This window comes from Vibrio sp. QJM3NY_35, assembly GCF_057785915.1.
Genome location: NZ_CM173507.1, coordinates 921,638 through 933,044, shown reverse-complemented (window position 1 = coordinate 933,044; position 11,407 = coordinate 921,638). Strand labels below are relative to the sequence as shown.

Annotated in this window: 10 protein-coding genes; all 10 read right to left on the bottom strand. The window is 44.8% G+C overall.

Annotated elements, in window-relative coordinates; all coding sequences use genetic code 11:
- Positions 1-8: 8 nt before the first annotated feature.
- Complete coding sequence (gene fliE, locus AC3CH3_RS04260) at positions 9-320, bottom strand: flagellar hook-basal body complex protein FliE (protein WP_017060684.1); 312 nt, start codon at positions 318-320, stop codon at positions 9-11.
- Positions 321-452: 132 nt separating this feature from the next.
- Positions 453-1,862 carry a sigma-54-dependent transcriptional regulator gene (locus AC3CH3_RS04255; protein ID WP_019820742.1) on the bottom strand — a complete coding sequence of 470 codons (1,410 nt, stop codon included), beginning with the start codon at positions 1,860-1,862 and terminating at the stop codon, positions 453-455.
- Positions 1,863-1,895: 33 nt separating this feature from the next.
- The gene (locus AC3CH3_RS04250; protein ID WP_019820743.1) at positions 1,896-2,936 is read right to left on the bottom strand and encodes a sensor histidine kinase; all 1,041 of its coding nucleotides are present in this window, start codon (positions 2,934-2,936) and stop codon (positions 1,896-1,898) included.
- Between the two features lie 184 nt (positions 2,937-3,120).
- Positions 3,121-4,587, bottom strand: a complete 1,467-nt coding sequence (locus tag AC3CH3_RS04245) for a sigma-54 dependent transcriptional regulator (RefSeq protein ID WP_019820744.1) — start codon at positions 4,585-4,587, stop codon at positions 3,121-3,123.
- A gap of 228 nt (positions 4,588-4,815) precedes the next feature.
- Positions 4,816-5,226 (bottom strand): flagellar export chaperone FliS, encoded by a 411-nt coding sequence (gene fliS, locus AC3CH3_RS04240; protein ID WP_019820745.1) that lies wholly within the window; start codon positions 5,224-5,226, stop codon positions 4,816-4,818.
- Between the two features lie 12 nt (positions 5,227-5,238).
- Positions 5,239-5,544 carry a flagellar protein FliT gene (locus AC3CH3_RS04235; RefSeq protein ID WP_017060688.1) on the bottom strand — a complete coding sequence of 102 codons (306 nt, stop codon included), beginning with the start codon at positions 5,542-5,544 and terminating at the stop codon, positions 5,239-5,241.
- Positions 5,545-5,547: 3 nt separating this feature from the next.
- The gene (fliD, locus tag AC3CH3_RS04230) at positions 5,548-7,575 is read right to left on the bottom strand and encodes a flagellar filament capping protein FliD (protein WP_488537794.1); all 2,028 of its coding nucleotides are present in this window, start codon (positions 7,573-7,575) and stop codon (positions 5,548-5,550) included.
- Between the two features lie 22 nt (positions 7,576-7,597).
- On the bottom strand, positions 7,598-8,023 hold the full coding sequence (gene flaG, locus AC3CH3_RS04225) for a flagellar protein FlaG (protein ID WP_488537793.1): 426 nt from the start codon (positions 8,021-8,023) through the stop codon (positions 7,598-7,600).
- An 80-nt stretch (positions 8,024-8,103) separates the two neighbouring features.
- Positions 8,104-9,234 carry a flagellin gene (locus tag AC3CH3_RS04220; RefSeq protein WP_019820748.1) on the bottom strand — a complete coding sequence of 377 codons (1,131 nt, stop codon included), beginning with the start codon at positions 9,232-9,234 and terminating at the stop codon, positions 8,104-8,106.
- Positions 9,235-9,845: 611 nt separating this feature from the next.
- On the bottom strand, positions 9,846-10,979 hold the full coding sequence (locus AC3CH3_RS04215; RefSeq protein WP_010436625.1) for a flagellin: 1,134 nt from the start codon (positions 10,977-10,979) through the stop codon (positions 9,846-9,848).
- Positions 10,980-11,407 lie beyond the last annotated feature (428 nt).

Below are 11,407 nucleotides of genomic sequence, written 5' to 3'. Positions count from 1 at the left end.
TACCTAACTTATACCGGCATATTCATCAGCTCTTTGTACGATTCGACCAATTTATTTCTAATTTGGATCGTCGCCTCAAAAGCCACACTAGATTTATTACGAGCAATCATCACGTCCGATAGGGATACGCTTTGGTCGCCACTATCAAAACGAGCTTGAAGATCACCTGAGGTCTTTTGTAATGAGTTCACATTATTGATGGCATTAGTCAGCATGTTACCAAAATCTGCACCGACCGCTTGCCCCGTTGCTGCGGGACGCGCGCTGGCAGCTTCGACCATCATCGCCTGCATTTCGCCTTGTAAACCATCTATTCTCATCTACTACCTCAGGAGTCAAAATTATGACCATCTATTTAGCTATATTATTGACATAGCAATTAGCGTGCCACACATTTAATTGACTAGATATCGTATTACACTAGTCAGAAAGCTGACACTACTAATCTATCCTCAGTTTGGGATATCTATTCCAGCATCGCGCATTTTAGCCAACTTGTAACGCAGTGTACGAGGGCTAATGCCCAGTTTTTCAGCCATATCTTTGCGTCGGCCATTACATGCAATCAGGGTTTCAAGAATGATCGCATGCTCTTGATCTCTAAGCTCATTACCTAACCCTTCGCTGCTAGCCGCGATTTTATTGATTGGATTTGCTTCGGCAATCGGCTTGATTTCTGGCGCAGCTACGTCAGTGCCTTCGACGATTTGTTGTAGGCTGCTTGCGTCTTGCCAATCGACACCTTCAAGAAGAATGTGCTCACCAGAGATGTTCTCTTGTTCGCTCAATATTAACGCACGCTGTACCACATTGTCTAATTCGCGAACATTGCCCGGCCACGGATAATTGACGAGTTTGCTGATCGCTTGCGCTGACATAACCGGTACAGGCATACCAAGTTTGGTGCAATGACGCTCAACTAAGTGCTTGGCTAAAGGCTCAATATCACCTTTTCGCTCACACAGTGGTGGCCAAGAAATTGGGAATACATTCAAACGGTAGTATAAATCCTCACGGAAATTCCCTTCAGAAACATACTGTTTAAGGTCACGGTTACTGGTCGCTAATACACGAACATCCAATTTGATGCTCTTACGACTACCTAATCGCTCAACTTCGCGCTCTTGCAAAACACGCAGTAGTTTGGCTTGTAGGCTAAGATCCATCTCACTGATCTCATCCAACAGAATCGTACCGCCCTGCGCTTGCTCGAATTTCCCCGGGCAAGCTTGAATAGCGCCAGTAAATGCGCCTTTTTCATAACCAAACAGGGTCGCTTCTAACATGTTGTCTGGGATCGCCGCGCAGTTAATTGCGACAAACGGGCCATCTTTTCGGCTAGAAGCATTGTGAATGTAGCGAGACATCACCTCTTTACCAGAACCACTTGGGCCTAACACCATGACGTTGGCATCAGTTTTCGCAACTTTATCAGCCAGCATCATTAGCTTAATACTTTTCTCATCGGCAACGATGGCATCACCATTGTCGTCAGATTTTACGGGAGCGTAGCGGCTCACCATGTTTAACAATACTTCAGGCGCAAATGGCTTCGCCATGTAATCGATCGCGCCCTCTTTCATTGCTGCAACGGCGTCTTCAATGTTGGCGTAAGCTGTCATCAACAGCACAGGTAAGTTTGGCCAATGCTGCTTGATGTTTCTCAGTAGCGCCAAACCGCCCATGCCCGCCATCTGCACGTCAGATACGACAATATCAACGGAGTTCGATTTTAATTTGACCAGAGCATCTTCCGCACAATCCGCTTCCAGCCATTCATAGCCAGCAAGCGCGAGCGTGTCGACAAGGGCTTCACGTAGGCCTTCATCATCTTCGACAATTAACACTTTGCTTTGAGCCATAGGATTCTCCAGTGTAAATTCAGTTAAAACTTATTAGTCTTCAGAAGAAGCACTTCTTTCAAGCGGTAGACACATGGTAAAGCATGCGCCGTCGCCTTCTTCTGATATCAATTCCAGTCGGCCTTCATGTGCTCGACAGACCATTTGTACAACCGCTAAGCCCAGACCTGTACCTTGCGAACGAGTGGTAAAGAAGGGTTCCATAATTTTACCTTGAAGCTCTTTCGGTACGCCGGGGCCACTGTCTTGCACTGATATCTTAAGCTCGCCGTTTACGGGCCTAAAAAACACATCAATCTGCGATTCCTTGCCCGCAATTTGAACCGCATTCAACACTAGGTTGCTTAACGCTGAGGCGATAGCATTGGCGTTGCCGAACATTTGAGTCTGTTCGCCCTCAACTTCTTGGCAATAATCAATCTGGTTAGTTTTCAATGCCGCTTCCACCATAGGGTGAAATTCGGTGATCAATTCAGCCACAGTAAATGGCTTAACGACTTTGTTGTCACCACCTTTGGCAAACAACAGCATGTCGTTCACTTGCTTCTCTAAGTCATGCAATCTATCCATAAGCTTAGATTGAAAACGTGTTTTTGTTGCCGGCGGCAGATTTGGCGCGGCAAGGTTTGATGCATACAGCATCGCACTTGAAAGTGGCGTACGAACCTGATGGGCAAGCGAGGCCACCATTCTGCCCAATGAAGACAGACGCTGAAGATCACTTACGCGAGACTGCAATAGTCGGGTCTCGGTCAAATCGGTAATCAAAATCAGCTGACCCGTGGTAGAGGCTGAAATCGCCAAACGTACTTTGCGCCCGTTCTTCAATGAGATCTCATGACCGTCATCGTCTTTTGGGTCGAAGGCACTTTGAATCACTGAAAACCACTTCTCGCCAACCAACTCAACACCAAGAATACGGTGCGCTTCAGGGTTCGCCTCTCTCACTTCGCCATGTGTATCTAACAAGATGACCCCTGCTGGCATCACGTCGAGTACTTGCTTATAGCGCTCAACCTGCTGTTCAACAGAATCTAGGTGTGATTGATTTTCTGGTTCGTTAGATACGTGCATGTCAAAAATTTGCCTCAAATACTAAAACAGCCTGAGACGTACAACACGAGTCAGGCTATTTGCTATATTTATCACATAGTTAAGCAAGCAACAACTCGACTATGGTTTATCTGTTCACTTAGCTAAAGTTACCAAATAGCTAAAAAGTGTGTGCTAGTTTTTCGTTTTGATCGAAAACTGGACACTAGCGCTGCAAGTTATATTTACGCATTTTTTCAACCAGAGTGGTTCTACGCATTCCAAGCATGTCAGCAGCACGAGCAACAATGCCACCCTGCGCTTCCAACGCTTGATTGATCATATTCACTTCCATATCCGCGAGGAGCTCTTTCAAGTTAACCCCTTCTGGCGGTAACTCTTGAGGCGCATTGGCATTGTCGGCAATATCATCCTGCTGATCAAAGCTGAAATCTTCTGAGAATAAGTCAGCAAGTGCATCACGCTCTTGTTCCTCTTCAGACCCAAAGCTATTAAACTCTGGCTGGAACTCAGGGATATCACTGTATCGATATTTAGTTGGCAGATGATTCACATCAACCAAGCTATTTGGATACAAGATAACCATTCGCTCAACCAAATTCGCTAGTTCACGAACGTTACCTGGCCAGTAATGCTCCATCAAAGAGTTGATAGCACGAGCCGTGAAACAGATAGGCATGCTGCCTTCCGCTTCCATTCGAGTCATCAGCTCTTGAAGCAATAGTGGGATATCTTCTTTGCGATCTTGAAGCGCCGGCATTTCAATCGGGAATACATTCAAGCGGTAGTAAAGGTCTTCACGGAACGAATCATCGTCGATCATATCTTCAAGGTTGCGGTGGGTTGCCGCAATCACTCGAACGTCAGCTTTGATGGTGCTGTTGCCACCTACGCGTTCGAAACAGCGCTCTTGCAGTACACGCAACAACTTTACTTGCATTGCCATCGGCATATCGCCAATTTCATCAAGAAACAGTGTGCCACCTTCTGCCAATTCAAAGCGGCCTTTTCGTGCGGTAATCGCACCAGTAAACGCACCCTTCTCATGGCCAAACAACTCACTTTCGAGTAAGTCTGGTGGAATAGCACCACAATTCACAGGAACGAAAGGCCCTGAACGACGTTTAGAGTGATAGTGAATGTTACGCGCTACGACTTCTTTGCCGGTACCAGATTCACCAAGAATCAGCACGTTCGCTTCCGTAGAGGAGACTTGTTCAATTAAGTGACGTACTTCTTGAATGCCCGCACTTTGTCCTACGAGGCTGCGAAACAGTGTGTTCTTGCGTGCCGAAGACACAACTTGAACACCTTTGCGGCCTAAGAAATCTTTACAGTGTCTTAATGCATCACTTAATTGCGGGTAGTTAAGAGGAAGTTCAAGCTCACCAACATAGTTAGTTAACTCGTCAACCGGGTGATTGTTTTTGCCAATCACCAGTAAAGGGATGTGATTGGCGTGAACAAGCTGCTCATTCAGTAATGCGTTGAAGCCTTTACCTTTAATGGTACCAATAATGCAGCCAGCCCACTGCAGTGACCAGTCAACTTTACGTGCTTGTTCAGAGCTGATTACTTCGCAGCTCTCTCCTACAAACTCTAATATTGTGCTTAAATTGTGACGATCTTGAGCGTTATCGTCGACGACAAGCAGTTTTGCCAAACCTTGCATAAGTAGGAATTATTGCCTTTATTTTGGTGCGATGCGGAAAAACGGTGAGCAACGCAGTCGATAAAACAGTGAGAAGTATCAATGATTATGGTCTACGAGGACAAATTTAGGAAATCAGCAACGAAAAAAGCCATTAGGCTATCTAATGGCTTCTATTTTATTTGATTAAAAAAATAAGGCAACCAACCAATTAAGGGATATGAGATTGGTTAAAACTGCAATTTTTCTTTAAATACCTACGTCAGCGGACGTCAAGTTGTGATACTCGTTCGGAATTTGGTCCCAAGCGCTCTTAATTTCACGAATAATATCGATAACATCATCAATAGGCTGTGGGTCATTTTTGTGATTTGCCGCAGAAATTTGCGTGATCATGAACTCATAAAGTTGATCTAGGTTTCTCGCAATATCGCCACCATCGTCCATAGATAGGCAACTACGTAGGCTAATAATGATATCTAGAGCTTTACCAAGTCGCTCACCTTTCACTGGGATGTTGCCTGCTTGCATTGCCGCTTTGCCTTGAATCAAACGCTCGATAGCACCGGCCATTAGCATTTGTACAATCTTATGCGGTGAGGCAGCCGTTAGCTGACTATCCACTGATACCTTTTTATATGCCTGTAAAGAACCGCGCATAGTAAACCTCTTCTATAAAAACTTTTTGTATTGTTGAACTGATTTAGCGCCGTGACGGTATTTATGTAGGGTCTTACCTACTCGACTCGTCTCAGACTGCATCAATTCGACTAATTTTCTGGTTCTGGTAATGGCTTCAAACCATTCAGAACTTTGCTTAACGTCGGGATGTGAGTCGATTATTTGAAGCACGTTTTGCAATAACTGTTCTCTGTTATCGACAAGCTGCGTTATTTCTTCAGCATTAATTTCACTAAATTCCAGTTTAGAGATAATTAGTTGATCGAGTTCACAAAGCTCTTGTAGCTGGCTATTCATCTATTAGCCCAACGCATTCATCATACTGCCCAGCTGAGATTGCATCTTACTGGTCGCATCTTGCATGGCCGTGAACTTAGAGTGGGTTCGGCTCTCTAGGCTGTCCATGCGGCGGTCGAGCGCGCTTTGGTCATCAACCAAACGGTAGTTTTGCTCGACCAAGCTCTTTTCTCTAGTACGGATTGAACCCGTGATACCTGTGATACCTTGAATCGCATCTTCCACTTTTTTGGCGAAACCGTTGTTGCCACCAAAGAACTCACCCAACTTATCGAAATTGTTGTTGAGTTGACGATCAAGCATGTCGTAGTTGATTTCTAGCGAGCCTTGCCTTGTGGTGGTGATACCGAATTCAGTCAAAGACTTTAGATTGTCTGGCGCACCTTCGATACTTGATGAGAACACCCCTTTCAATCGGGAGTCGGCGTTACGCACTGTACTGTCACCAGAAAGCGGGCCTTTTTGACCAGTCGTTGGATCAACACCCGCGAGGTCTTTCGACACTTGATAGAACTGGTTATAAGAGCTCACAAAGGATTCGATATCTTGGCGAACACTGTTACGGTCGTACTCCACACCAATTTCTGCCGGCGGCTTATCTTTTGGCGTTTTTCCTTTCACCGTAATATCAATACCTTCAATGGCATCTTCAATCACATTGTTATTACTAGAGAGTTGAGCAACACCATCTAGGACAACCATAGAATCTTGGCCAGCCTGAACTTCAGTCATTCCACTATAGGTATCAAAAGATTGCTGTGCTTGTTCAAGGTCTGCTTGCGCTTTATCAACCTTCTCTAAGAGCTCGCGCTCTTCGGGTTCTAATTTGGCACGCTCAATTTTCTTGGCTTGCTCTGCGGTGAGTTCGCCTTTTTGAACTTTCTCAGCCAACTCCGCTTTTTCTTGTGAAATCTTCTCTTCGATACGCGCTTGCTCAGCCTCAAGCTTTTGTTGGGCTTCTTTCGGTGTCACGTATGAATCGGTCAGAGTACCTGAGGCAGCATTTGACCACCCCGGCACATCGGGTGCCTTCTCTATCGCTTTTTCATCAAGCTCAAGTTCTGGTGTGTAGTAAGAATCTAAAAGCGTACCTGACGCGGTTTCAGTCCAGCCAGGGATATTATCTTCAGGCATCACAGACTTTGCCGCTTGAGCTGCGTCTAGGGCAGCTTGGCCGTCGGCGGCTGCTTGCTCACCGTAGCTGAGACTTTTAGAGTCTCCGTCAACATCTGAAGTAGAATCGGTTTGGGCTGCTGGGATGATATTGCCATCTTTATCGAGTGTTTCATTCGCATTTGGGTCATCGCTAGCGATCACTTCATCGATGAGTTCAACGGCTTTTCCTGCAGGGGTTAGAGCTAGAATATCTTGAGCAGCAACGCGCGCTTTCTCTAGCGCTTTAACACGTTCTTCAAGCGTTTTGTATTCGAGTTTTTTTAAGGGATTGGCAGCATCTGACTCAACATTAATGCTGATCTGCTGATCTGAACCAGACTGGTTCGAGGCAATAATAAGTCTTGGACCTTGGACATCGTTGATAATAGATGCACGAACGCCTGGGTTGCTATCTGCACCGTTGATACCACGAACAACTTCGATAAGTCTCGATCTGTCGCCAACTTGCACGTCAAAGCTGTCATCACCAAGCGAAACCTGCAGCTTACCTGGGCCAAATTTCATGTCCTCTGACAGTACATCAGAAGCCACTTTATGGCTTTGGGCAAGCTGCAACACATCGATGGCATATTTGCCAGCGATCGCTTCGGTAGTCGCGGTTGCAGAGACAAGACCTTCATCGGTACTTTCGACTGTTCGCACAGCAAAAGCTTTTTCCTGACGAAAGTTTGTCATCAGGTTTTTCATCGAATCAAGGGATTCTCTGAGTCTTCCATAGGCACTAATGCTGGTATCGATTCGCGTTCGTTCATTGTCGATTCGTAGCTGTTTAGGTACACGCTCCGAATCAACAATTTTGCTGACCATGGAATTGATATCCATGCCAGACGAAATCCCCATTGGGCCAAAACTCATTAAATCACCTCAATAATACGACTTAAACCTTCACCTCAAATATTCGACTATTCGAGTTTTGGGCTGCTAGGCGTCTTAGAATTTCAAGCATTTCTTCATCAGGGATCTGGCGAATAATATCACCGGTTGTGGTCTCATAAATGGTAACCACATCTCTCCCAGATTCTTCATCGACCTTAAAAGCCACACCTTTATTGAGAGAGGAGATAAACTCGTTTACCTTCTCCACCATTTTGACTCGCTCTTCATCATTTAACTCTTGTCGATGTTGAGCTAATTGAATCGCAGCTTCGGTAGCCTCCTCTTTCGATTTCTCTACCTTGTCATAAGATGTTGCTTCTTTTAGTCGTGAAATGCTCGACGCACTACTACCTTCATCGCTTGCAAATTTAATGCCATTAGGTGAGCCATAAGGCTGGATGTTCGATGCGTTGGATGGAATTTCCATAACACTCTCCCTCCCTCCTTTATGAGCCAAACAGTAAAACTCTACTTGGGTAGAGTTTACCGCTACTTACCTAAGTAAGTTTAGCCCAATAAGCTTAGAGCTGCTGATGGTGATTGCTTCGCTTGAGCTAGGATGGAAGTACTCGCCTGTTGTAGGATTTGAGACTTCGTCATAGCCGTTGTTTCTTTCGCGTAATCGGTATCTTTGATACGGCTCTTCGATGCATTAACATTTTCGTTGATGTTATCTAAGTTGCTGATCGCGTGATCAAAACGGTTTTGGAAAGCACCAAGAGAAGCTCGGTTACTATCAACAGATTTTAGTGCGCCATCAATGATAGATACTGCTTCGTTTGCACCAGCAACCGAGGTTACATCGATGTCGTTAACGGTAACGTCTTTACCAGCACCGATACCAAGTTCACCCGCAAGGCTGCCGCCGAACTCAACATCACCATCAACTTTTTGGCTAGAAGCGAAAAGTTGCAGTTTGCCGCCTTCACCAACAGACGCTTTAACGTCTTGGCTTTGACCGTTGATGTAAGTTGCTAGCTCTTCCATATCGTTGCCTTCTTTCGCAGAAATAGACAACTCTTGTGCTTCGCCAAACTTATCGTTGTATTTGATCGTTAAGTCAGCGCCAGCACCTACACGCCAAGAAGCATCTTTGCCTTCTTCTACGCCGTAGCTCTTGCCACCCATGTCTTGAGTGTCGGTACGCATGTTATTCATAGTTAGCATTACTGCTTCACCTGAGTCTGCGCCGATTTGGAAAGATTGGCTACCGTAAGTACCGTTCAGTAACTTGTTACCACCAAAAGAGGTCGTTTCAGCAATACGGTTAAGTTCTGTGTTTAGAGCAGAGACTTCTTCTTGGATCGCAACACGTTCAGATTTGCTGTTTGAACCATTTGAAGATTGAAGAGAAAGGTCACGCATACGTTGCAGAATGTTGGTTGACTCATTCATTGCACCTTCAGCTGTCTGTGCAATAGAGATACCGTCATTCGCGTTTTTCACAGCCATATCTAGGCCACGGCTTTGCGACGTTAAGCGGTTAGAGATTTGTAGGCCTGCAGCATCATCTTTTGCGCTATTGATTTTATAGCCAGAAGACAAACGCTCCATTGATTTTTGAGTACCTTCAGCCGCGCTATTCAGGTAGCGCTGAGCCGTCATTGCAGACACATTAGTGCTTACATTAATCGCCATAGTTGATCTCCTTTAGGCATTTTTTAATGCACTTATGTGACTCTCACCTCACACAAATACATGTCAATTTGTTTATGTACCAGTGTCTCTCTCACCTTACATTGGTACATATCATTTCTCTCAATCCCTTTAACGGCCCCTTAATTAGAAGCTTTAATAAAAAATGCGATTTTTTTCGTATTCTTTTCAACAACAAAGAAAAGTGTGATCGGCCTTCAATTAATAGAGCAGCATTCGTTAAAGTTTCTTATCCTCGCTCATTTATAAGTGTCGCCTTGCATACAAAAACCAAAGTAGATCCCTGATATCTCGTTCTACTCAATTCTGGGATGACGAAAGACTGCTTCGATGTAGTAATCGATGAAACCATCGTTTCCCAGTTCCGTCATTCCCTACAGTGAGAAACGAACGTGATAGGGAATCTCGCTTTTACTCTCGTTTACCAACATTGCACTTTCCCAAATACGCCTTTGCCAAATTGCAGGCAATAAAAAACCCAGCCGAAGCTGGGTCTGTTTAGCGCTCATCTCTCACCACGAGCTAATTTGTGGAAGCCTAACGTTAACGCTTATGATCAACCATGATTATAGTCAACGTGGCCTTTCAATCGATTAACCTAGTAGGCTAAGTGCCGAGTTCGGCGCTTGCTTCGCTTGAGCAAGAATCGAGCTTGAAGCTTGAGAAAGGATCTGAGACTTAGTCATCTGAGTCGTTTCTTTCGCGAAATCGGTATCTTTAATACGGCTTTTAGATGCGTTAACGTTCTCGTTAATGTTGTCTAAGTTGCTGATAGCGTGATCGAAACGGTTTTGGAAAGCACCTAGCTCAGCACGGTGGCTGTCTACGTATTTAAGTGCCGCATCGATGACTGCTACAGACTCTTGTGCGCCGCCAACTGATGTTACGTCAATAGTATCAACGGTTACGTCTTTACCAGGTTGCATGCCTAGTTCGCCAGCCAAGCTGCCAGAGAATGCTACTTCGCCTTCAACCTTGTTGTTACCAGTAAACATTTGTAGCTTGCCATCTTCAGTTACAGACGCTTTCACAGAATCTTGTTGACCGTTGATGTACGTTGCTAGCTCTTCGATGTCGTCACCCGCTTTTGCGTTGATGTCGATTTCTTGGGCTTGACCGAAGTTATCAGTGAATGAAAGTTTTAGGTCGTTAGAGCCAGCTTGCACATTCCAGTCTTTGTCTTTCGCGTTCTCAGTTTGGTAGCTCTTACCACCCATTTGAGCGTTATCAGAGCGCATGTCTTTCAGTTGAAGCATTACCGCTTCACCGTTATCCGCACCGATTTGGAATGATTTAGTACCATGAGTACCGTTAAGCAGCTTGTTACCACCAAAAGACGTCGTTTCCGCGATACGGTTTAGTTCGTCGTTCAGTGCTGTTACTTCTTCTTGAATCGCTACACGCTCAGATTTTGAGTTTGAGCCGTTTGAAGATTGTAGAGACAAATCACGCATACGTTGCAGGATGTTAGTCGTCTCGTTCATTGCACCTTCAGCAGTTTGTGCAATAGAGATACCGTCGTTCGCGTTACGTACAGCAACATCAAGACCACGACTCTGAACGTTCAAACGGTTCGAGATTTGTAGGCCTGCAGCGTCATCTTTTGCGCTGTTGATTTTAGAACCTGAAGCTAGGCGCTCCATTGATGTTTGTTGTGCGCTGTTTGCGTTGTTTAGGTAACGTTGCGCTGTCATCGCTGAAACGTTTGTATTTACATTCACTGCCATGGTGATTTCTCCAATTGATTTTCCGGTATAGCGGTTTCCGACGTCTCGGAAAACCAAAGTAGTTCTCTCAAAGTTACTTTTAATAACGGCGCGAAATTCAGAAGCTTTAGAAAAACTTTTAAAAAACCACAAAAAAATTATTAAGTTAATATTTTTCAGACACTTAAAAATTACATTTTTCAATAACAACTGCAGACTTCAATTGATAAAAGATCCCAACCTGTTCAAAAAACAGACTAATAACCGTAGAAATGGATCAACGTATAGAAATGATCGATCATCAAAGATCCTCTATGCGGACAGATTTAGTACATTGAGGTGGGCTATTTTCCGCGGTAGCAGGTGAAGTTAATTCAAGGTTGAGAACTAGAGTAGAGGGCTGGAGTTGAGAAGCGGCTAAGTAAAACTAAGTAGATAGCGAAGAAACA

Bases quoted from the DNA above. Each gene is read 5' to 3' on its own strand.
- fliE (WP_017060684.1), bottom strand. From the start codon at position 320: ATGAGAATAGATGGTTTACAAGGCGAAATGCAGGCGATGATGGTCGAA.
- AC3CH3_RS04255 (WP_019820742.1), bottom strand. From the start codon at position 1,862: ATGGCTCAAAGCAAAGTGTTAATTGTCGAAGATGATGAAGGCCTACGT.
- AC3CH3_RS04250 (WP_019820743.1), bottom strand. From the start codon at position 2,936: ATGCACGTATCTAACGAACCAGAAAATCAATCACACCTAGATTCTGTT.
- AC3CH3_RS04245 (WP_019820744.1), bottom strand. From the start codon at position 4,587: ATGCAAGGTTTGGCAAAACTGCTTGTCGTCGACGATAACGCTCAAGAT.
- fliS (WP_019820745.1), bottom strand. From the start codon at position 5,226: ATGCGCGGTTCTTTACAGGCATATAAAAAGGTATCAGTGGATAGTCAG.
- AC3CH3_RS04235 (WP_017060688.1), bottom strand. From the start codon at position 5,544: ATGAATAGCCAGCTACAAGAGCTTTGTGAACTCGATCAACTAATTATC.
- fliD (WP_488537794.1), bottom strand. From the start codon at position 7,575: ATGAGTTTTGGCCCAATGGGGATTTCGTCTGGCATGGATATCAATTCC.
- flaG (WP_488537793.1), bottom strand. From the start codon at position 8,023: ATGGAAATTCCATCCAACGCATCGAACATCCAGCCTTATGGCTCACCT.
- AC3CH3_RS04220 (WP_019820748.1), bottom strand. From the start codon at position 9,234: ATGGCGATTAATGTAAGCACTAATGTGTCTGCAATGACGGCTCAGCGC.
- AC3CH3_RS04215 (WP_010436625.1), bottom strand. From the start codon at position 10,979: ATGGCAGTGAATGTAAATACAAACGTTTCAGCGATGACAGCGCAACGT.